This window comes from candidate division TA06 bacterium, assembly GCA_004376575.1.
GTDB lineage: Bacteria > Hydrothermota > DG-26 > E44-bin18 > E44-bin18 > E44-bin18.
This window is the reverse complement of record SOJN01000078.1, coordinates 28,370-49,944: the sequence shown is the minus strand read 5'-3', so window position 1 is coordinate 49,944 and position 21,575 is coordinate 28,370. Positions and strand designations below refer to the sequence as shown.

General features: G+C 50.1%; 25 protein-coding genes. 24 read left to right on the top strand and 1 reads right to left on the bottom strand.

Annotated elements, in window-relative coordinates; translation table 11 throughout:
• The first annotated feature begins 368 nt into the window (after positions 1 to 368).
• The 24 genes from fusA (at position 369) to def (ending at position 20,775) form a co-directional block, all read left to right on the top strand.
• Positions 369 to 2,435: an elongation factor G gene (gene fusA / locus E3J62_06935; GenBank protein ID TET45681.1), complete on the top strand. Its 2,067-nt coding sequence runs from the start codon at positions 369 to 371 to the stop codon at positions 2,433 to 2,435.
• On the top strand, positions 2,432 to 2,914 hold the full coding sequence (locus tag E3J62_06930) for a hypothetical protein (GenBank protein ID TET45680.1): 483 nt from the start codon (positions 2,432 to 2,434) through the stop codon (positions 2,912 to 2,914). The genes fusA and E3J62_06930 overlap by 4 nt, the downstream gene beginning before the upstream one ends.
• Before the next feature lie 125 nt (positions 2,915 to 3,039).
• Positions 3,040 to 3,789 (top strand): YebC/PmpR family DNA-binding transcriptional regulator, encoded by a 750-nt coding sequence (locus E3J62_06925; GenBank protein ID TET45679.1) that lies wholly within the window; start codon positions 3,040 to 3,042, stop codon positions 3,787 to 3,789.
• 40 nt (positions 3,790 to 3,829) lie between these two features.
• Positions 3,830 to 4,327 carry a crossover junction endodeoxyribonuclease RuvC gene (gene ruvC, locus E3J62_06920; protein ID TET45678.1) on the top strand — a complete coding sequence of 166 codons (498 nt, stop codon included), beginning with the start codon at positions 3,830 to 3,832 and terminating at the stop codon, positions 4,325 to 4,327.
• Between the two features lie 73 nt (positions 4,328 to 4,400).
• Positions 4,401 to 4,979, top strand: a complete 579-nt coding sequence (gene ruvA / locus E3J62_06915) for a Holliday junction branch migration protein RuvA (GenBank protein ID TET45677.1) — start codon at positions 4,401 to 4,403, stop codon at positions 4,977 to 4,979.
• Positions 4,976 to 5,989 carry a Holliday junction branch migration DNA helicase RuvB gene (gene ruvB / locus E3J62_06910; GenBank protein ID TET45676.1) on the top strand — a complete coding sequence of 338 codons (1,014 nt, stop codon included), beginning with the start codon at positions 4,976 to 4,978 and terminating at the stop codon, positions 5,987 to 5,989. Before ruvA ends, ruvB begins: the two co-directional genes overlap by 4 nt.
• A 13-nt stretch (positions 5,990 to 6,002) precedes the next feature.
• Positions 6,003 to 6,260 (top strand): DUF2007 domain-containing protein, encoded by a 258-nt coding sequence (locus tag E3J62_06905; protein TET45675.1) that lies wholly within the window; start codon positions 6,003 to 6,005, stop codon positions 6,258 to 6,260.
• A 56-nt stretch (positions 6,261 to 6,316) separates the two neighbouring features.
• On the top strand, positions 6,317 to 6,532 hold the full coding sequence (locus E3J62_06900) for a DUF2905 domain-containing protein (protein TET45683.1): 216 nt from the start codon (positions 6,317 to 6,319) through the stop codon (positions 6,530 to 6,532).
• Between the two features lie 350 nt (positions 6,533 to 6,882).
• The gene (queA, locus tag E3J62_06895; protein ID TET45682.1) at positions 6,883 to 7,890 is read left to right on the top strand and encodes a tRNA preQ1(34) S-adenosylmethionine ribosyltransferase-isomerase QueA; all 1,008 of its coding nucleotides are present in this window, start codon (positions 6,883 to 6,885) and stop codon (positions 7,888 to 7,890) included.
• Positions 7,891 to 7,902: 12 nt separating this feature from the next.
• Positions 7,903 to 8,529, top strand: coding sequence for a glycerol-3-phosphate acyltransferase (locus tag E3J62_06890; protein TET45674.1), 627 nt, complete (start codon positions 7,903 to 7,905; stop codon positions 8,527 to 8,529).
• Positions 8,526 to 9,134: a hypothetical protein gene (locus E3J62_06885; GenBank protein TET45673.1), complete on the top strand. Its 609-nt coding sequence runs from the start codon at positions 8,526 to 8,528 to the stop codon at positions 9,132 to 9,134. The genes E3J62_06890 and E3J62_06885 overlap by 4 nt, the downstream gene beginning before the upstream one ends.
• Positions 9,135 to 9,148: 14 nt before the next feature.
• Positions 9,149 to 10,282, top strand: coding sequence for a tRNA guanosine(34) transglycosylase Tgt (gene tgt, locus E3J62_06880; GenBank protein TET45672.1), 1,134 nt, complete (start codon positions 9,149 to 9,151; stop codon positions 10,280 to 10,282).
• Positions 10,279 to 10,608 carry a preprotein translocase subunit YajC gene (gene yajC, locus E3J62_06875; GenBank protein ID TET45671.1) on the top strand — a complete coding sequence of 110 codons (330 nt, stop codon included), beginning with the start codon at positions 10,279 to 10,281 and terminating at the stop codon, positions 10,606 to 10,608. The genes tgt and yajC overlap by 4 nt, the downstream gene beginning before the upstream one ends.
• Entirely contained in the window at positions 10,605 to 11,537 is a 933-nt protein-coding gene (locus tag E3J62_06870) for a methionyl-tRNA formyltransferase (protein ID TET45670.1), read from the top strand. Before yajC ends, E3J62_06870 begins: the two co-directional genes overlap by 4 nt.
• A 299-nt stretch (positions 11,538 to 11,836) precedes the next feature.
• Complete coding sequence (locus E3J62_06865) at positions 11,837 to 12,442, top strand: class I SAM-dependent methyltransferase (protein ID TET45669.1); 606 nt, start codon at positions 11,837 to 11,839, stop codon at positions 12,440 to 12,442.
• Positions 12,439 to 13,779: a 16S rRNA (cytosine(967)-C(5))-methyltransferase RsmB gene (gene rsmB / locus E3J62_06860; protein ID TET45668.1), complete on the top strand. Its 1,341-nt coding sequence runs from the start codon at positions 12,439 to 12,441 to the stop codon at positions 13,777 to 13,779. Before E3J62_06865 ends, rsmB begins: the two co-directional genes overlap by 4 nt.
• Positions 13,780 to 13,797: 18 nt before the next feature.
• Positions 13,798 to 14,538, top strand: coding sequence for a PASTA domain-containing protein (locus E3J62_06855; protein TET45667.1), 741 nt, complete (start codon positions 13,798 to 13,800; stop codon positions 14,536 to 14,538).
• Positions 14,539 to 14,885: 347 nt separating this feature from the next.
• Positions 14,886 to 15,623 (top strand): PASTA domain-containing protein, encoded by a 738-nt coding sequence (locus E3J62_06850; protein TET45666.1) that lies wholly within the window; start codon positions 14,886 to 14,888, stop codon positions 15,621 to 15,623.
• Positions 15,624 to 15,676: 53 nt separating this feature from the next.
• Positions 15,677 to 16,333 (top strand): ribulose-phosphate 3-epimerase, encoded by a 657-nt coding sequence (gene rpe, locus E3J62_06845; protein TET45665.1) that lies wholly within the window; start codon positions 15,677 to 15,679, stop codon positions 16,331 to 16,333.
• An 8-nt stretch (positions 16,334 to 16,341) separates the two neighbouring features.
• Positions 16,342 to 16,806, top strand: coding sequence for a PTS sugar transporter subunit IIA (locus E3J62_06840; protein ID TET45664.1), 465 nt, complete (start codon positions 16,342 to 16,344; stop codon positions 16,804 to 16,806).
• Complete coding sequence (locus tag E3J62_06835) at positions 16,803 to 17,174, top strand: hypothetical protein (GenBank protein TET45663.1); 372 nt, start codon at positions 16,803 to 16,805, stop codon at positions 17,172 to 17,174. Before E3J62_06840 ends, E3J62_06835 begins: the two co-directional genes overlap by 4 nt.
• On the top strand, positions 17,171 to 18,430 hold the full coding sequence (locus E3J62_06830; GenBank protein ID TET45662.1) for a histidine--tRNA ligase: 1,260 nt from the start codon (positions 17,171 to 17,173) through the stop codon (positions 18,428 to 18,430). The genes E3J62_06835 and E3J62_06830 overlap by 4 nt, the downstream gene beginning before the upstream one ends.
• On the top strand, positions 18,427 to 20,196 hold the full coding sequence (gene aspS, locus E3J62_06825) for an aspartate--tRNA ligase (protein TET45661.1): 1,770 nt from the start codon (positions 18,427 to 18,429) through the stop codon (positions 20,194 to 20,196). The genes E3J62_06830 and aspS overlap by 4 nt, the downstream gene beginning before the upstream one ends.
• Before the next feature lie 87 nt (positions 20,197 to 20,283).
• On the top strand, positions 20,284 to 20,775 hold the full coding sequence (gene def / locus E3J62_06820) for a peptide deformylase (protein ID TET45660.1): 492 nt from the start codon (positions 20,284 to 20,286) through the stop codon (positions 20,773 to 20,775).
• Between the two features lie 214 nt (positions 20,776 to 20,989).
• On the opposite strand, the gene E3J62_06815 is transcribed toward def, so the two are convergent.
• Positions 20,990 to 21,499, bottom strand: coding sequence for a mechanosensitive ion channel (locus E3J62_06815; GenBank protein TET45659.1), 510 nt, complete (start codon positions 21,497 to 21,499; stop codon positions 20,990 to 20,992).
• Positions 21,500 to 21,575 lie beyond the last annotated feature (76 nt).

The window sequence follows — 21,575 nt, the reverse complement described above, 5'->3', positions numbered from 1 at the left end:
GTTCCAAAATCTTTCTTGTGATGTGTCTATTTATCCTTCGCTGTTACATGTAAAACTGGGGGCTGTCCGCGGATCCAACCTACGAAATTCCCAGCTCCCTTTCTCCGCCCCTTCGAAATTATGAAATTCCTATCCGCCCTTCCCCACACCTTCGAAATTGCCCTGCTCGTTCTGCCCGGGCGAGGGGTGGAGAGGAATTTCGCAATTTCGTAATTTCGGGCGTGGTCGTGCGGTGTGGTGGGGAATTTCGTGTTTCCAGTCAGAGCTGATAGCTCTGTTATTGGTCTTGACATACGGGGGCTCGTTGGCTAACATAAACAATTCGCGACGCGAGTGCAAAAATACAGAAATGAAGGAGGTTTTGGGACTTGAAGGACTACAATATTGAGAAGATAAGGAACATATGCCTGGCCTCACACGGCGGCTCCGGGAAGACGACTCTTGCTGAGGCGATGCTCTACGACGCCAAAGCCACAACTAGACTGGGCAAGGTGGATGCAGGTAATTCCATAATGGATTATGATCAGGACGAGATTGACAGAAAGTGTTCAATAAATCTTTCACTTGCCCATTTCAACTGGAAGGACAAATTCCTTAATCTCATTGACACGCCTGGTTATGCCGACTTCATGGGCGAGAGGATAGCCGGCATGCGGGTGGCAGATTCCTGCATAATAGTCATAGATGTGGCATCAGGGCTCGAAGTGGGGACAGAAATGGCATGGCAGGAAGCGGACAAGATGAACCTGCCCCGGATTCTTTTTGTGAACAAAATGACAAAGGAGAATGTGAACTTCCGCGAAATCCTGGAGAAGATTATCGAAAGGTTCGGGACGAGTGTACTTCCACTCCAGATACCTATTGGATCAGGTTCTTCCTTCAAGGGAGTGGTCGATCTAATTGAGGAAAAGGCGATAACCTACGAGAATGGGAAGATGACCGAGTCGGAAATTCCAGATGACATGAAAGAATCTTTTGAGAGCTTCAAGGAGAAGATGGTTGAGTCGGTCGCAGAAACTGAAGACAGTCTGACAGAGAAATACCTCGATAAAGGGCTCTCGCGCGAAGAGGTAATAACGGGTCTAAAGGCAGGGGTTACAAGCGGCAAGCTGTTTCCTGTCCTCTGCGGAGATGCTTTCTCTAGGGCTGGAGTTGATCGACTTCTGGATGGAATATCAAAGTATCTACCATCACCCAAAGATAGGCCGCCGATCACTGGTAAGGATAAGAGTGCAACCAGGGAGAACAGTCCGGATGCACCACTCTCAGCACTCGTTTTCAAGACCCTGGTGGAGCCGCATGTCGGTGAGCTGAATCTGGTGAGAGTGTACTCCGGTGTGCTTTCATCCGGCAGGGAGGTAATCAACTCCACCAAGGGCTCCGCTGAGAAGATCAGTCAGATTTTCCTTTTCAAAGGGAAGGAACGAATAGAGGTGAAGGAGATAAAGGCAGGGAACATCGGTGCCTTAGTTAAACTGAAGAACACCCGGACCGGGGATACTCTGGCTGATAAAGGAAATCCAATTGTGCTGGAAGGCATAGATTTCCCCAGGCCCGCTGCCTCAATAGCGATTGTTCCCAGAACTAAGGGAGATGAAGACAGGGTGTCTTCGGGCTTGGCCAGGATTGCTGAGGAAGATCCCACTTTCTCTGTGAAGTATGACGCCGAACTGAAACAGACATTGATATATGGATTGGGGGAACTCCACCTCGAGGTTGTTGTGAGCAGACTGAGGAGAAAGTTCGGGGTGGATATGGAACTGGTAAAGCCAAGGATTCCCTACAGGGAAACGGTCCGCAGGAAGGTTGAAGTTCAAGGCAAGTACAAAAAGCAGTCAGGCGGCAGAGGCCAATATGGTGATGTGTGGGTTAGGTTCGAACCGCTCAAGCGTGGATCAGGCTTCGAGTTTGTCAATGGCGTTGTGGGTGGATCAATCCCATCGAAATACATCCCATCGGTTGAGAAGGGGATAAGGGGAGCGATGCAGAAAGGAGTGATAGCAGGTTATCCTACCGTTGATCTAAAGGCCACTGCGTATGATGGATCCTACCACTCGGTTGACTCATCTGACATTGCCTTCAAGATTGCGGGCTCACTCGCTTTTAAGAAAGGACAGGAAACTGCCGATTCTTACCTGCTTGAGCCGATATCTGCTGTTGAGGTGGTCATCCCTGAGGAGTACATGGGAGACGTTATGGGGGATTTGAACTCAAGGAGGGGCAAGATACAGGGTATGGAATCCGAGGGCACACTACAGAAGATAAAGGCTGCGGTTCCTCAAGCCGAGATGTACAGGTATTCTTCTCAGTTGAGGTCCATGACTCAGGGTAGAGGGACATTTTCCCAGACGTTCAGCCATTATGAGGAAGTACCCAGGGAGATCGCCGAGCGAATAATCAGCGAGACAGCGAAGGAAAAGGAGCAGGAGAAATGAGATATCTGCTCTCTGCTCTGCTTACTGTCAGCATACTGGCACTGGGCTGCTCGAAAAAAGAGATGAAGACCGAGACGCAGGTCGATTTATCAATTGAACCATCTGGATACTACTGGCTTAATCTGATGCCAGTCATTCCGAAGGAGGGCCCCTCATTCCACACAGTCTTCAAAATAAAGGTTACAAATAGCGGCAAGGCCATAGTCAAGAATGTGAAAGCTGTCAGTGCCACCATATACACGGTTTTTGATGATGAGGAGAAGGACCTTGGAAGCATGGAGCTTGATCCTTCTCCCAATAGTCCCGTTGAGAATAACCTCCTTCCTGGTGAACAGATTAACCTTGAATTCGGTGGCTTCATCTCTGGAGCAACTCAGGTGACTCCGGGCATGACAGTCTACGGAAGAATCTTCGTTGTCTGGGACAGTGGTCACACTACAGTCGCAACCCCACCTGATGAGGTGATGGCCACACACTGACGGACGCCCGATTTCTGCGAATTCTCAAGGCATGGCCCTGCCCCAGGGCTTTCAAAATGCCCTTGAACTTGCGCGTAATATCTGATATTTTAGATGTGCAGCGTCGATGGCGCAAGGAGGTATAAATGTCCGGACATTCCAAATGGTCAACAATAAAGAGGAAGAAAGGAAAGGCAGATGCGCAGCGCGGCAAAATATTCAGCAAACTGATCAAGGAGATAACGGTTGCGGCCAGAGAAGGTGGCGGAGATCCTGAAGGCAATCGCAGACTGAGGACAGCCATAGCCATGGCCAAGGCAGCCAACATGCCAGCCCAGAATGTGGAGAGGGCAATCAAAAGGGGGACGGGCGAACTTCCCGGTGTGTCCTATGAGGAGGTGAGCTACGAGGGGTACGGGCCGGGTGGAACGGCGATGCTTGTAGACTGCATGACCGATAACAGGAACAGAACAACAGCAGACGTGCGGAAAGCCTTCAGCAAGCACGGTGGCAGCCTGGGCTCTGCCGGGTGTGTTTCATGGATCTTTTCGCTGAAAGGCGTGATAATGATAGACAAATCCAAAGTTGACGAGGACACTCTTCTGTCTGTTGCTCTGGAAGCGGGGGCCGACGATGTAGGCTCTGACGCAAATACCTATGAGATTGTGACAGATCTGACAAATTTCGAGCAGGTGAAAAAGTCGCTCGAGAATAAGAAAATAGAATACACAAGTGCAGAGAGGACAAAGGTTCCTCAGAGTACTGTGAAATTGACCGGCAAGAAGGCTGAGCAGATGCTAAGACTGATTGAGGCAATAGAAGAACTTGATGATGTTCAGGACGTTTACGCCAACTTTGACATTCCTGAGGAGGTGATGGTCAGCCTGGCCGGGTAGTGGGGTGGAAGTTTCGACTGTCTCGAAATAGAGATAGTAGGTGGAAGCGAAGCGTAGCATGACTGTCCTTGGTGTTGATCCAGGCCTGACATCCGTTGGATATGGAGTTCTAGAAAGCGACGGAAAGAACATCCTTGTCAAGGGATTTGGGAGTTTTGCCACTTCAAAGAATGACCCGCTTTCATCCCGTCTTATGTTCATCCACAGTTCACTGCAGGAGATAATAAGGAAGTACAGGCCAGATACCCTGGCTTGCGAAACGGTATTCTATGGCAAGAATGCCAAATCAACCATACTGCTGGGCCACGCGAGGGGTGTGGTCTTACTTGCTGCGGAAAGTTCTGGTGTAGAAGTTGTGGAGTTCTCGCCGCGGCGTATTAAAAGTGCAGTGGGGGGCAGAGGAAGTAGCTCCAAGGAGCAGGTGAGGTACATGGTGAAGGCTCAGCTAGGTGTGGAAGATCTACCAGAATCCACCGATATCTCGGACGCGCTGGCTGTGGCTCTGTGCTGTCTTCATACGCAGGAGACAGTCGGGTGAAGGTGATTACGGCGTGGAGTGTATATCTTCCTTACCGATTGGTAGCTGACGGCAACTTGCTGAGAGATTTCTTATGATTTCATATCTTGAGGGTAAACTGGTCGAGAAGAACCCCACTAGCGCAGTGATAGATATAAGGGGTGTGGGCTACAGTGTGCGCATACCGGTTTCTACCTATGAGTCGCTTGGGGAACTGGGGACAACCACGAAACTCTTCACCCACCTCTCAGTCAAAGATGACAGGATGGAGCTTTTTGGATTCGGCAGCAGTGATGAAAAGAACCTGTTTCTGTTGCTCACCTCGGTATCCGGGATAGGTGGTAGGACGGCGATATCAGTGCTTTCCGGCGCGAGGCCTGGCGAGTTGAGGAAGGCGGTTCTTTCCGGTGACAAGATGTTCATATCAAGCATCAAGGGCATAGGCAGAAAGACTGCGGAGAGGTTAATAGTTGAACTGAAGGACAAGTTTGCAGAGGAGGGCAGGGAAGCTGAGGAGATGCTTGGGCCTTGTAATGATGCGCTCAGAGCACTGAAATCCCTCGGATTGAGGGAGAGTGAAGGACGGGATGCTCTTCAGAAAGTGCTGAATGAAAGAGGGAGTGACATTCCTGTTGAGGAGATGGTGAGAGAAGCATTGAAGAGGTTCTCATGAGTGAAAGAATAACTATCCCTCAAGAAATGGTAGGCGAAGCGGAGTTCGATAGAACCCTGAGGCCCAGAACCCTTGATGAATTCGTGGGGCAGAACAAGCTTAAAGAAAACCTGAAGGTTTTCATTGAGGCCGCAAAACAGAGGGGAGATGCACTCGACCACATATTGTTCTACGGACCTCCAGGTTTGGGTAAAACCACTCTTGCGCACATAGTGGCGCGAGAACTGGGGGTGGAGATAAAAACTATCACGGGACCTGTTCTCGAGAGGCCCGCAGACCTGGCCGGGATACTTACCAAGCTCCAGCCAAGGGAGGTTCTGTTCATAGACGAAGTTCACAGAATGAACAAGACAGTTGAAGAGTATCTGTATCCTGCGATGGAAGATTTTAATATTGACATAATGTTGGACAAGGGTGCTGGAGCACGCTCCGTCAGACTGACCCTGAATTCTTTTACTATGATTGGCGCGACAACACGAGCAGGACTTCTTACCTCGCCGCTCAGGTCAAGGTTCGGCGTCGTCTCCAGATTGGATTTCTATCCGCCGGATGATCTCCACAAAATCGCAATTCGCTCAGCAAGTATACTCGCTACTGAAATAGAAGAGTCCGCAGCCCTTGAGATTGCGAAGAGATCAAGGGGTACTCCCAGGGTGGCAAACAGACTTCTGAGGAGGGTGAGAGACTTCGCCCAGGTGAAGTGTGGAGGAAAGATCGACCTAAAAATAGCCATGGAATCCCTGGAGGCCCTGGATGTCGATGAAATGGGTTTTGATGAGATGGACAAAAGAATTCTGAGGACAATAATTGAGAAGTTCGATGGTGGACCTGTAGGTTTGGGTACAGTTTCGGTAGCCGTAGGTGAAGAGCCGGACACGATAGAGGAGGTTTTCGAGCCATTCTTGATTCTTCAAGGGTATCTTAAGAGAACATCCAGGGGCAGAGAAGCGACGGAGTTGGCTTACAAGCATTTTGGGATAACAAGAAGAGAGCAAAAGAGGCTTCTCTGAGAGTGGGACAGAGATGAGAGAAAGTAAGAGCGACCTCAAGGTAGTGTACAAAGCTCCGGACGAGTTTATGGCGAATACGATAAAGTCACTTCTGGAAAATGAAGGGATAGATGCGCTCATTAAATCACATCAAGTGGCCATGTACGATAGCATAGGGATGATGATGAAGCCTAACTGGGGTGAGGTGTTGGTGAGGGGCGATGACTTTGAGGAGGCGGACGAGATAGTGAAGGCGTTTCTATCAAGTCCAGAGGGAGAGCAGAATTCCTGAAATAAGATCGTTAGTGTGATTTCTTATGAAAAAGGGAGTTGGCCATCTTCAATCCGTTGACAGCCATAGGCAAGTTCTTCATCGTGAGCGGTCTCGTTCTCGCCGTGGTGGGGCTCCTAATGCTGGTCTCGGCCAGGTTCGGTTTCACCTGGAGAGTTCCGGGCGACATATTCATCCATAGGCGGAACTTCACAATTTACTTTCCCATTGTAACAATGTTGCTTGTGTCATTTGTTCTGACCGTCGTCTTAAATCTCTTTTTTCGAAAATGAATCACGCGACGTTCTGGGAGTGTTGAATACGCTGTATCATGGGAACATAGATAGTAACGCCAAAAGAAACAAAATGAACAAACTGCCGAACTCTCCCAAGACCCAGATTGCTACGCCCTTCGTTCCACTCCCTTCGGATACCCTCCCCTCGACTCGGCTCGGGAGGCCGTGAAACGGCCCGGGCAGGCAGGAGAGGCAGGGCTCGCAATGACATAGCCGGCTTGTCATTGCGAGGAGTGTTAGCGACGAAGCAATCTGAATGTGACGGCGGCGAAAACAACAAGTGAGGTTTGGCCACTGCACATATGATGATGGATTACGGCCGCCCTTTTGGGACAGAGGCAGAAGAAATGAACATAGACCAGTTTGACTATACGCTTCCTGAGGGCTTCATTGCCCAGTATCCTCCCAAGGAAAGGGGGCAGGCGAGGCTTCTGGTTCTTGATAGAAAAAAAGGAATCACTACGCACACTGTCTTTGAGCACATCATTGACTACATAGAGCCCGGGGACGTGATCGTTCTGAATGAAACCAGGGTTATTCCGGCCAGATTGTTTGGAACCCGCGAAGAAACGGGAGGAAAAGTTGAGGTTCTCCTTTTAAGGGAGCGTGAGAAAGATGTCTGGGAGGCACTCGTAAAACCAGGGAAAAAGGCGAAGGAGGGGACGCGGATAATCTTCGATGGATATGGAGCGTGTGAAGTCTGCTCAGTGCTCAGCTCCGGCAAAAGAGTCCTCAGGTTCGGTGGTGATGTGAAGAGTCTGATGCATTCTGCTGGTAGCGTGCCTCTGCCGCCCTATATTGAAAGGGAACCGGAGGAGATGGACAGGGAAAGGTACCAGACAATTTTCGCTCGGAAGGATGGCTCCGTGGCTGCGCCCACGGCCAGTCTACATTTCACAAATGCAATTCTGTCCTCGATAAGAGACAAGGCCGAAGTAGTTTTCATAACCCTTCATATTGGACTAGGAACTTTCAGACCGATGAAAGTGGAAGATGTCTCAAAGCATGATATGGAGAGCGAGTACTACGAGATATCACAAGAGGCAGCAGAGAAGATAAACTCTGCCAAAGGGCATACTATCGCAGTGGGTACGTCTGTGGCGAGAGCCCTTGAAGACTCCGGGGCATCAGGGGAAGTAAAGGCAGGAACGGGTGAAGCTCAGCTCTACATCTACCCGCCTTATCAGTTCAGGATAGTGGACTCCCTGGTTACCAACTTCCATCTACCCAGATCCACCACGTTTGTGCTGGCCGCAGCATTTGCAGGCCTGGAGCGATTGAAGAGTACTTATATGGAGGCAATTGGCAAGGGATACAGGTTCTATTCGTATGGCGATGCAATGTTAATAAAGTAGGGTGCAGCGAAGATGGAACTCCTGGGTTGGCAGAAGATCGTAGTGGGAGCCTTTGTGGGCTACCTTCTCGGTTCCGTACCATTTGCAGTCGTCTTCTCCAGACTGCTCAAGAATGTGGACATAAGGAGAGTGGGAACAAAGAACCCGGGTGCTGCCAACGTTTTCAGAGAGGTGGGAGCAACTCCCGGTCTGCTCACCTGGCTCTTTGACACGGGCAAGGGTGTTGCTGCCATGATCGTTTCTGAAAGGTGGCTTGGGCTTTCCGGCTACTGGGTTGCACTGGTGGGATCGGCGGCTGTTGTGGGTCACTGCTGGTCGATATTCCTCTTGTTCAAAGGGGGAAAGGGTCTGGCCACCTCTGGAGCAGTTCTGCTCTATCTTACGCCCAAGCTTTTTCTTATTGCTATTGCCCTTCACTTCTATATACAGAAGGTGGCGCCCCGTTCACTGGCGGTCTTGATCACAGCAATGGTATTCTTCGTAGGGCTTGTTTATATCGTCTATCCACAGAACTGGCTCACTCTTCTTGCAGGGATTGTGACATTGATCGGGGTAGGTGCTCTTGCCAACACTGAAGCGATGAGGGAAATGCGCGAGCTAAGAAGAAAAGCGAAGGAGTTGGAGGAAGCTTCCTATTGATTGTTGCGGTTAGAAAAGGATACAGGATAGTGGTGGGGCTCATATTCCCCGTCCTGTACTACTTCTCGCCGGACAAGCTACTTTCCATCGCAGCAGTGATGTTTTTCCTTGGGCTGGTGACTGCATTGGAGATAGCCAGAAAGGCAAACCCTCTGGCCTGGGTATGGATTTGTAAGAGGTCCAGGGGTGCCTTCAAGGAAAAGTCAGGTCTTATTCTAGGCGAAACATACTTCCTTCTGTCTACCTTGTTCTGTATCGTCTTTCTGGAGAGGTCTATTGCGCTTTGTGCACTTCTATTTCTCACATTTGGTGATGCAGCATCCACCATAATCGGTGTGAGATTTGGAACGAGGAGGTTCTTTAACAACAAGAGCATTGAAGGGAGTCTGGCTCTCCTTGCTGTCTCAGTCGCAGTTGGATTTCTTCTCAGGTTAGCACCTGGCATATACCTGGGAGTCTGGATAGTGCTGATCGGCGCTTTTGTAGCAATGATTGCGGAAGCCGCGCCCCTTCCAGTGGATGACAATTTCACTGTAGCCGCGTTCAGTGGTATGGCCATGCAGATTGCCGCAAGGCTTCTTTTTCAATACGAACTGATTTTGTAACGTTAGCAGGTCTCATGGAAGAAGAAAAGTTTGCATTCGAGATTGTCAAGGAGGACGAGAAGACCAATGCCAGGGTAGGCATTCTTCGCACTCCCCACGGAATCGTAGAGACCCCTGTGTTCATGCCTGTTGGAACCCAGGGCACAGTCAAGACAATGTCACCAAGGGAGTTGCAAGAAGCAGGGGTTCAAATGATCGTCTGCAATGTATACCACCTTTATCTGAGGCCAGGACATGAGCTGATCAGGGAGGCCGGTGGCATTCACCAGTTTATCAGCTGGCAAAAGCCAGTTCTGGTTGACAGTGGCGGATTTCAGGTATTCAGCCTTGCAGATTTGAGAGAGATAAACAAGGATGGCGTGAGGTTCCAATCCCATCTTGACGGTTCCTTTCACCTCTTCACCCCGGAAAAGGTTATGGAAATAGAAGACGGCCTCTCTCCGGATGTTGGTATGGTGTTGGATGAGCCAGTTCCATATCCGTCGACAAAAGACTACGCCGCTTCCTCCATGGAACTCACAATTGAATGGGCGCGCAAAGCGAGGGCGCTTGACAATGGGAGCTTCACCCTTTTTGGGATTGTGCAAGGGGGCACCTACCCGGACCTGAGGAGGGTGTGTGCAGAGAGGCTTGTCGATCTTGATTTCTCCGGCTACGCGATTGGGGGACTGGCAGTCGGAGAGCCAAAGGTCCTGACCATGGAGATGGTAGAGCTTACCGTAGAAAAACTACCCAAAGAAAAGCCGAGGTACTTGATGGGTGTCGGCCTGCCTCAGGACCTGGTTGAGGCTTATGTAAAAGGGGTCGACATGTTCGACTGCGTCATCCCCACCAGGAACGGAAGGACGGGAACGGTATTCACCAGGAATGGGAAACTGGTAGTGAAAAACGCTGAGTATAAGAGTGACCATAATCCGATAGACGAAGATTGTGACTGCTATGCTTGTAGGAACTTCTCCCGCGCCTACATCAGGCACCTGTTCAACGCGGGGGAGATTCTGGCTCCCAGACTCGCCACCATGCACAACATCCATTATTTCACCCAACTTGTTTCTCAAATGAGAAGAGCCTTGATGGAGGATAGGCTCTGGGATTGGAAGGAGGAGTTCTTGAGCAACTACAAGATTGAACAGGAGGTAGTAGAATGATAGGCACTGCATATGCAATGGCCCCCGGGGGAGGTCAGACAGGCGGTTCATCCGGACTGATTGGTCTTCTCCCCTTCATATTGATGTTTTTGGTTCTCTATTTTCTGCTCATATTTCCTCAACAGAGGAAGCAGAAGAAACACTTGGAGATGATGTCACAGTTAAAAAAGGGTGATCGGGTGGTAACCTCGGGTGGGTTACACGGGAGCATTGTCGGCTTCAAGGATCGTGTGGTCATAATGAAGGTGGACGAGAAGGTGAAGGTTGAGGTGGAGAAGAGTGCGATTACGGGAGTGAGGAGGATGGAGGAGGACACCGGGCGATGAGGCTGGTGTACTTTGGCACGTCAGAGTTCGCCGAGGAGCCTTTGAGGAGACTACTCAAAACCGGGGCTCAGGTTGTGGCTATGGTCACTCAACCAGATAGGCCAAAGGGGAGAGGAAGAAAATTGCAGCCGCCGTCTGTCAAGATAGTCGCACAGGAATCAGGTTTGGACATAGAGCAACCCGAAGACCCCAATTCCGACTCTTTTGTCTCAACAATTGAAAAATATGAGCCGGATACGATTGTGGTTGTGGCCTATGCTCACAAACTGGGTCCCAGACTGCTGGGCCTGCCGCAAAAGGGGTGCTTCAACATACACCCCTCTCTTCTTCCGCTTTATAGAGGGGCCGCGCCCATTAACTGGGCGATTATCAAGGGAGAGAAGATAACCGGGGTCTCTATCATCAAGATGAATGAGAGGTTTGATGCGGGTGAAATCATGATGCAAGACTCTATTGAGATTCGGGAGGACGAAACGGCCGGCGAACTTTCGGTTCGCCTCTCCAATTTGGGTTCAGAACTGATGGTCAGGGTCCTCGAAGCCATTCAACAAGGCAGTGTAGAGGGGACTGCCCAGGACGAGACAAAGGTGACGAAGGCTCCAAGGATAAAGAAGAGTGACTGTGATGTGGTATGGGCAAAGACTGCAGTCGAGATCAAGAACCTCGTGAGAGGACTCTATCCCAGACCAGGGGCCTATAGTTACTATAGAGACAAACTGATAAAACTGGCCAGGGCGAACGCTCTGACGGAGGTTGTGGAGCAAGAGCCGGGCGAAATCCTGAGAACAGACAATGGCATAGAAGTAGCCTCTGGGAATGGTGTCGTCAGGTTGCTCTCCTTACAGCCTGAAGGAAAGCGGGAGATGTCCTGGGTTGATTTCAGAAATGGATTCAGACCGCTGCCCGGTGATAGATTCGGAAGAAGGTAATCCGGACACAGTTGTTTAGCCCTTTGAATTTACGGCTCCTCTCCCGAATCCCAAATGACTAACCTGGACAGTCATTTGTTTGTGATTTGGAGTTTGGTCACTGCAATTTGTCTCAAGATTGGGATTTTATTCTCGATTTTCGGATTGGTATCGGGGATGTGGTCGGATGCAATTTCGAATGTGCAGGGAAGGGCTGAGGGAAGTTCGAAGGTTAAGAGAAGGGCCGGGTGGGATTTCTCAATTTCGTGGGTAAGTAGTGTGTAGTTTGGTGTTTGGTTATTGTGATTTGTTCGTAATCTATGGTTATTTCAAAGCAGTATCGTGCTCCGCATCTGTATGAGCTGGCGTTTGCTTTTCCTCCGCAGGGAAGGTGGAGGGCGCATGCGTTCGGTGCCATTCTGAAGGAGCTTGGTCAGCTGGACAAGAGTCGCAGGGATTTTCTCGATATCGGATGTGGAGCGGGAGTTCTCTCCAAGATGATAGCCTTGAAGAACCCCCGCAGCAACATAAAGGCTATCGATTCCTCTTCCTACATGGTTGAATATGCCAAGAAGTTCCACGGCCACCCTTCCCTCGACTACGTGGCGCAGAGTTTCTGGGATGAGACCGGCACGTACGATATGGTGACCGCCGCATACTGCTGGCACTTCTTCCCCCTGCGTAGCGCCGCCGAGAAACTGAAGAGCATACTGAGGCCCAAAGCATGCGCTCTCATAGTGGCCACAAGAGAGACTCCATTGACCAGAATTCACAGGCGCCTGTTCCATATTTTCTCGAATGAGACACTTTCTCTCTATTCCCCGGAAGAGCTTTGCGAATCTTTAGAAGAGAAAGGTTTTTGTGTTGAGTGGAGAGGAGTAGACAGGTCAGAGGGGTCATATCTAGTTGTAGCTCGATTGCCATGAAGTATGTGCTTACATCCAGGGATGCCGCATTGGAAGCCCTCTACAGAGTGGAGGTCAGATCCAGCTATGCAGACCTTGCGCTTGAAGGTATTTTGAAAGGTTCAGACCTGGATCCCAGAGATAGGCGGCTCGCAACCGAACTTACCTTCGGATGTATCAGGTGGCGCAAGAGAATAGACTATATTCTGAGCAAATTTCTAAAAGGTGAGGTGGCCAGGTTGGATCCCTATACAAGGAACATACTCAGACTTGGCGCATATCAGGTGTTCTTCCTGGACAGGATTCCCGATTATGCTGCCATTTCTGAGGCTGTCAAGCAGTCGAAGAAATTCGGGTCAAAGGGATGCTCGTCCCTGGTCAACGGAGTGTTGAGGAGTATGGCAGAGCGCAGTTCGGACATTGTCTTTCCCGACGGGAAGCACCAGCCAGTAGAGCATATTTCCACCTTCTACTCCCATCCCCGATGGTTAGTAGACAGATGGGTCAAAAGATATGGGGTCGAGGAGACACAAAGGCTTTGTGAAGCCAACAACTCTATTCCTCCACTCTCCATAAGGGCGAATCTGTTGAAGACTACCCGAGAAGAACTGAGCGAAAAGCTCCAACAGGAGAATGTCAGCTCACAACCTGGGAGGCTCTCGAGCTCTTCGCTTTCCATTGTGATAAGAGACGACCTTGCTTCGCTCGAAGGTTACAGGAAAGGACTATTCCAGGTGCAGGATGAGTCTTCAGTTCTCGTTTCAGACATACTCGAACCGAGACCTGGTGAGACAATAGTCGACCTGTGTAGTGGCCCGGGAGGCAAGACCACCCACATAGCGGAGCTGATGGAAGATGAAGGATTGGTGATTGCTGTTGATATAAGGCGTTCCAGGCTCAAATTTGTCCTTGACAATGCTGGAAGGCTTGGTTTAAATATCATCGTGGGAGTCGTCGCTGACGGTCAGTTCTTTGGAGCCAGAAGCGCCGACCGTATTCTTGTTGACGCTCCGTGTTCAGGCCTCGGGGTCCTTCGGAGAAGGGCTGACCTGAGGTGGAGGATGAGCGAGAAGGAGATAGTGAACCTCAGCAGGCTCCAGTTGGCTCTCCTGCTCAGCGCAGCTGATTCTGTGCGAGCCGGAGGCATCTTAGTCTACTCTACCTGTACAATCGAGCCGGAAGAAAACGAATTGGTTGTCTCAAGATTCCTCGAACTTCGTGGTGATTATCGGCTGGAGGATGCTGGGGGTTTTGTGGCTAGCAGCTTGGTTGATGAGGAAGGTTACTACCGCACACTTCCGCACAAGCAGGGACTTGACGGTGCTTTTGCTGCAAGGTTGGTAAAAGCAGGAAAGTAACTCTGAGAGGAGGTCTACATGTATACCGGGAAAGCATTCGCTATATCGCTTGTGACATCATTCATCGTTTCAGTAATCATATGCTCAGTCTTCCTGCTCGTATTGCCCAGGTCTGGAGGTCTTCCTTTCTCGTTTGGAGGAGGGGGGAAAGTTGAAGTCCCCGCAGTCGCGAATATGCCTGTCGAGGAGGCAAGGTTAGTCCTTCAGAACAAGGGTTTTCTCATGATGGAGCTAGAGGAGAAGAAGGACCCAAATGTGCCCGTAGGATCCATAGTCAGTCAGGATCCACTTCCAGGTTTCAAGTTGGATAAAGGCGCTCTGGTGAAAGTAGTAGTATCGGCCGGAGGACCTGAGGTGATTATTCCAAACCTTGAAGGGATTCCACAGGGTCAAGCGCGCCTCCAGCTGGAAAGCATCAACCTTGTTGTGGGGACAATCAGTCGTGAGATGCATGGGTCAATATCCAAGGATGCCGTTATCTCCACAGACCCGCCAGCAGGGACAAGGGCTCCGGCGGGAACGGTTGTGAATATCAAAATCAGCAGTGGAGAGTCCTTGGTGACTGTACCCAGTGTGTTCAAGGCGAGTCCCGGGAGGGCGCGCTCGAAACTGGAGAGGCTGGGCCTAAAGGTGAGTACAAGATACACCACAAACATTGAGTATGAGTTCGGAATTGTGGTAGGCCAGGATCCAAGGTCTGGTACGAAGGTGAGGAAAGGTTCCACAGTCAAGATCATCGTCAATTCGGAAGCGAGATGAAAATTGAACATCCTTGGGATGTCGAATTCTAGAAAGCGGGAGTCCTGAGAGTCATCGAAGGGAGTTAACCCTGCTTAGTCTCTCTTGCTGAGACGCAGTCGAAGCTTAGAGAGTCTCGATCCCGAGCGTAGCCCCGCCTGTCCTTCGCGAAGTCGGAGGGAGTCTATCGAGGGGCGAAGTCTAGGGAAATTAGTCCTGAGGCAGCGCCGAAGGGAGCACCCCGAGGCTGTCGAAGGGTTTACTTGCTGTGCCTGTCCCGAGCCTGTCGAGGAGAATATTGCGAGCGACGTAGTCGAAGGATCTGCTCTTAACTGAATCTAAACGAAATCTGACATGAGTGCATAGTTATGATGACAAGATTCATTAGAGGGTTTCTGATTATGGTTGTTCTGGTTGCCGTGGCATTTGTTGTGGGATATGTTATTGTCGACAAAATGGTGATGCCGCGCCTTGTCGGCTTTGGAAAGGAACTTGATGTGCCAGATGTAACGGGCAGGACGCTGACCGAGGCGAAGGCCGTTTTGCATGATGCTGGGCTGAGATGCAATGTTGATGAACAGAGATATGACGATATCGTTCCTCTTGGCTTTGTCATATCTCAAAAGCCGATGCCTAACCAGAGGATAAAGGAGGGCGGACTGGTATCTCTGGTTACGAGTCTGGGGCAAGAGAAAGTTGTTATACCGCATCTAGTTGACCTAAGCATCGTGCAGGCAAAGAGTCTTATAGAAAGGATGGGACTGAAGGTAGGGAGAGTAGACACGGCCTACTCCGATACGGTCAGGGGTGGGAGAATAGTCTCCACGAATCCTCCCCCTGATTCTGTGGTCTACAGGGGGACATCCGTAGACTTCACTGTAAGTGGGGCAAAAGCAACCTTTTTCGCTATGCCCGATTTTCTGGGCCAAACGTTTGACTCTGTTCGAGATTCGATACTCGCCCTTGGTCTTGAGATTGGTGATGTCAGGATATTGGAGACTAGTGATTCCCAGAAAGGTATGATTCTACTTCAGTCCCCACCGGCGGGGATGACTGTAAAAAGGGGCGATAAGATAATTTTTGCAATAAGCTCAGGCAGGCTGTAGCCTGCCCATCGCAAGAAGCCGCCCACTGACACGTCAATAATAGGAGAAGGCAGTTGGTTGAAATTGCGCCTTCTATTCTTTCTGCAGATTTCTCCAATCTCACCGAACAGATAACGGTCGTAGAGCGGGCAGGCTGCGATTTACTGCACATAGACGTGATGGATGGGCAGTTCGTTGAGAACATCACGTTTGGTCCCTTGATTGTAGATGCTGCAAACAGGATATCTGACCTTCCTCTCGATGTTCATCTAATGATAGTCGAGCCCGAGAGACAGATAGAGAAGTTTATACAAACTGGTGCAGATATCATATCCATACATGTGGAGGCTGTCCAGGAGCCTGTGAGTGTTCTAAGAGATATTCGAAGGCTCGGCGCCCTCGCAGGAGTGGCCCTTAATCCTGACACTGAAGTTGAAGGTGTTCTGACCCTGCTTGGTGAGATAGATCTCATTCTGGTGATGAGTGTCTATCCGGGCATGGGGGGGCAGAGATTCATTGACTCAGTGGGGCAGAAAATAGAGACTCTCCGTAAGGCAATTGACGATAGCAACCTTGATGTCAAAGTGGAAGTTGATGGAGGCATAAATCCAAGCACTGTCCAGCTTGTGGCAAGAGCAGGTGTGGACATCATAGTTGCAGGTGATGCTGTGTTTAGATCTCCTGATCCTGCATCTGCCATTGCCGAACTTCGTAAACTGACCATACTGTGAGGCATTCTGTGATTGCTGAGCTGTTGAGTGAAAAGTCGATTAAGTTGAATATGTCTGCTGGTTCCAAGGAGGAGGCGATTCAGGAGTTGGTGGGTTTGTTGGTATCCAACGACGATAGTCTGGATGGAAAATCGCTTTTTGAATCTGCCAGGGACAGAGAAAATCGGATGTCCACGGGTCTGGGGAAAGGTGTTGCAGTCTTTCGCTGCCGGAGTGAGGATGTGAGACAAATCTGCTGTTCCCTGGGAATAAGGCATGGCGGAGTCGAGTTCGACGCTGTTGATGGGATTCCCGTCGAGATATTCTTCATGATTGCGGCTCCGAAGAAGGTGGACGACACCTATGTGCGGATTCTATGTCGGCTTTACAGGATTTTGAATCAGGAGACCTTCAGGTCATACCTTCTCGGGGCGCGAAGCGCGAAAGAGGTGTTTTCCCTGGTCAGTGAAGAGGAGAAGGAGTTTGAGGATTGAGTCCATCCGGGAGGTTTGGCCTTTGGGGACCCCCGGCTTGTTGGGCTCTTGTCATACTCATCGTCTCGTCCCTGCCAGGGGTTGAGGTGGAGTATCTCTCGTTCGACTGGGGTGACAAGCTGGCCCATCTCGCGGAGTATGCCATACTCGGTGTTCTCCTGGGCAGGCTGTTTTCAGTCTCGGGAAGGCTTGTCAGATTCAGGTATTTTGGTACTTTAGCTCTTGGTTTTGGCTTTGCTGGAGTGGATGAGCTTCATCAGTTATTCATCCCTAACAGATTTTGCGAATGGGGAGATTTTCTTTTTGATGCAGCGGGATTGGGTCTAGGTCTGATCGTGTACATCACATTCAGAAAGGTGAGAAGTTGATTAAGGGTCCAAAGGGTATCAGAGATATCCTACCAGAAGAGATTCCGAACTGGCACCACATGGAAGCGTGCATCCGGGAGACGATGCGCCGTTTCAACTACAAGGAGATCCGTTTTCCCACATTTGAGGAGACCGAGCTCTTCACAAGGTCGATAGGAGTGACAACCGACATAGTCGAAAAGCAGATGTACACTTTCCAGGATGCAGGCAAAAGGAGCCTGACTCTTATTCCTGAAGGGACGGCCTCTGTGGTCAGAGCCTATATCGAGCACGGGATGGCAAAGAAATCTCCATATGTAAAGCTGTACTACATTTCCAGAATGTACAGGTATGAATCGCCTCAGGCCGGCCGGTACAGACAGCACAGTCAGTTTGGCATAGAGGCGATAGGGTCGGACAGACCGGCTCAGGACGTTGAAGTGATACAGATTCTGCTTGAGACCTTGAAGACCCTCGGACTGAAACAGGTTGAACTTAAGGTCAATTCGATAGGCTGCTTTGATGACAGAATGAAGTATACAAGTATGCTCAGAGACTACCTGAGGCCCAGATTGGATAAACTATGCAAGGACTGTCAGAGAAGGTTTGATTCGAATCCTCTCCGGTCACTGGACTGCAAGAAAGAGCAATGCATTAAAGAAACAGAGAATGCGCCGAGGACTGTTGATCACATGTGTTCAGACTGCACCCGGCACTTTGATACGGTGAAGGAGTATCTTTCTCTACTTGGCATGGAGTACATTGTCGATCCCAGGCTGGTGAGAGGGTTGGACTACTACACCAGAACTGTATTTGAAGCTGTCTCAACGGTATTGGGCGGACAGGATTCTCTCGGTGGGGGCGGGAGATACGACCGGCTCGTGGAGGAACTTGGAGGCGAGCCCACTCCGGCGGCTGGATTCGCCGCGGGCATGGAGAGAATTCTTCTTGCCATGGAGAAGGAAAAGGTCGGAGCAAAAAGCTATCCCCCTGTGGATCTGTTCATTGCTGTGTTGGGTGAGAAGGCTCAGGTCGAGGGGATGAGGCTTGCAACTTCCATACGGGCTCAAGGCATCTCCTGCCACATGGACATTGTGGGGAGAAGTCTCAAGGCCCAGATGAGACAGGCAGACAAGATGGGTGCAAGAAAGGTTTTGATAATCGGCGAGGATGAACTGAAAAACGGGAAGGCACAACTCAAGACATTAGAAACCGGCGCGCAGACAGAGGTCTCATTGTCGTCCTCAGAAGAGATCTCAAAGGAAGTCAAGAAATGAAGAGAACGCATACATGCGGTGAACTGAACAAGAGTGACTCTGGCAAGAAAGTGGTCCTTATGGGGTGGGTGCACAGAAGGAGAGATCATGGCGGCTTGATCTTTATAGACATTAGAGACAGATACGGTATGACCCAGACCTTTTTCAGTCCTGAAAACGAGGACCTTCACAAGCTTGCTCACCAGTTGAAGCCGGAATACGTTATTGCCGTGAGAGGCAAGGTTCGGGAAAGACCTGCCGATATGGTCAATGCAAAACTTGCCACTGGTGAAATCGAAGTGGTCGCCTCACATCTGGAGATTCTTAATGAGGCAAAAGTTCCACCTTTTGTCCTCGAAGATGATGTGAAGGCGACTGAGGAACTGAGGCTGAGGTACAGATTCATGGATATGAGGCGGAATCCAGTGAAGGATGCCTTCCTCTTAAGGGCAAAAGTTTACAGGGCCATTCGTGAACATCTCGACAAGAACGGGTTCGTGGAGATGGAGACTCCCTATCTCACCCGTTCCACGCCTGAGGGTGCACGCGACTTCCTTGTGCCCAGCAGGCTCCAGCCCGGCAAGTTTTACTGCCTGGCTCAGTCTCCCCAGCTTTACAAACAGCTTCTGATGATAGCGGGATTCGACAGGTACTACCAATTCGCAAGGTGTTTCAGGGACGAAGACATGCGGGGTGACAGGCAGCCGGAGCACACCCAGATAGATATTGAGATGTCATTTGTAGATGAAGACGATGTATTTAAGCTCGCTGAGGGAATGTTTGCGCACGCTTTCAAGGAAGCTCTTGGTGTGGAGTTAGGCACTCCCTTCAAGAGACTCACCTACGTGGAATCGATGGAAATGTACGGCACAGACAAGCCAGACCTGCGGCTCGGTCTGAAGATAAGGGATGTGACAGATATCGCTCGCAAGTCTGATTTCAAAGTGTTCGCAGATACTGCCGAGTCTGGGGGAAGGATCGAGTGCCTGAAGGTCGATGGAGGATCAAAGTTTTCCAGAAAAGAGATAGATGGTCTGGGTGAGACCTCTAGGGCTTTTGGTGCGAAAGGAATAGCATGGGTGAAGGTTGGGGAGACGGGCTCCCTTTCAGGGCCTCTCTCCATATACTTCAAAGGTTCCTCTGAAAAGGAGATTATGGAGGCAGTCTATGCCAAATCTAAAGATCTTCTTCTTTTTGTTGCCGGTGAGAAAAACGTTGCTCTTACAGCACTAGGAGCTGTTCGGACGGAAATTGGCAAGAAAGGATACTTGCCAGGTGAACGTGCTTTTCGGTTCTGCTGGATTACAGACTTTCCTCTTTTTGAATACAACGAAGAAGAAGGGAGATGGGTTGCCACGCACCACATGTTCTCTATGCCCAAAGATGTATCGGCGCTCGATGGTGACCCTGGAAAGATAACGGGGAAGGTGTATGATCTTGTATGTAACGGCATTGAGCTTGCATCCGGGTCCATAAGAATTCACAGAAGAGACATTCAGGAAAAGGTGATGAAGATTGTAGGAATGAGCCATGAGCAGGCGGAGAGTAGGTTCGGGTTCTTGCTGAATGCCTTCGACTACGGCGCTCCTCCTCATGGTGGTATAGCTCCGGGAGTTGACAGAATTGTTGCCCTTATGGCAGATAAAGAATCGATAAGGGAAGTGATCGCTTTCCCGAAGACTCTGACGGGGAGCGCTCCCCTTGAAGACGCTCCTTCGGAAGTTGCTAAGGAGCAGTTAGAGGAGTTGAAGATAGAAGTAAAGACTGACAAGGAAAAGAAGGGATAGAAACAGAGCTTGCCCGCTGTCGTTTTCCTGGTATCATGTGCGCATAAGTGGTAAATTGCTGATCACAGACTGTAAGGATTATTTGTGATGCTCGAAATTCGTAGATACCCGGACCCTGTGCTCACACAGAAGTGTTCTTTAGTGTGTGAAGTCGACGATTCAATCAGAAGGTTGATGGACACCATGTTCAAGGTGATGGAACAGTCTATGGGGCAGGGTCTGGCTGCCCCCCAGATAGGAGTGCTTCAGAGAGTGATAGTGATGAAAGTTGATGACATCTACTATGCACTGGCAAATCCACGGATTCTTAATCCCAGGGGAAAGGTTAAGGATGAAGAAGGCTGCCTGTCAATCCCCGGTGTGAAGGTAGAGGTACCGCGTGCGGCTTCACTTAAGGTGGAGGGACTTGATCTCGATGGCGACAGTCTGACACTGGATGCGAAGGGGGATTTGGCACGCGTCATACAACATGAAGTTAACCACATAGACGGAAAGTTGATCATTGACTACCTTCCAAAGGCGGAGCGGTTGAATTTCGACCTTAATTACCTGGAAGCTATGGAACAGACCGCACCCTAGTTCCGCAAATTACTGATTGCAAATTACGAAAGCCCCACCCCCCGGACACGAAGATAGAAAAGTGTAGGGGCGTATTGCAATACGCCCCAACTGTTACATTTACAGGTCAGGGTCAATGCTGATTTTGCAGAGATACTGGAATCGCAAATTCCAGACTTGAACCGTCATCTGTTTGTGATTTGTTGTTTGGTTATTGTGAGCTCGTGCCCAGCACTCAGTCCCGCTCTTTCTTTTCAGCTTTTGCGAGCTTCAGTGGGGTGGTGTAGATTTTTGAGTTGGGGATGAGTATAAGCTCCTCATCTTTGTCCAGGACTGTATAACGCAGGTTTATCTCCTTGACCACACCTTCGAATCCGGCCACGGATACGAAATCCCCGGTGTCGAACGGCCTGTAGATGAGAATGAGGACCCCTGAAATGAGGTTGCTGAGTACGTCTTTAAATGCCATGCCAAGAGCGAACCCACCGAGCCCGAGGGTGGCGAGAATTGGTCCCACGTTTATGCCCATCGCATACAGGCCGGAGAGAAAACCCATGGCGATTACGAGATAGAATGGGACGTTGATCAGGAGGGAATGGATTCTTTGATCTATGTTCAAAATCCTGACTGTCCTGCGAAGGATCCGTCTCAGGATGTAGGCAGCAACGAAGACTACGGCGATGATCACCAGGCCTGTCACAAATGAAGGGATACCGGGCAGAGCACTACCCTTGAATCCGAGCATAGCCACCCTCCAGTAGGTTTGCGCTATTATACTAGGTTGGGGGTAGAATATGCAAGCCTTCTTCCAGCTTGATGGC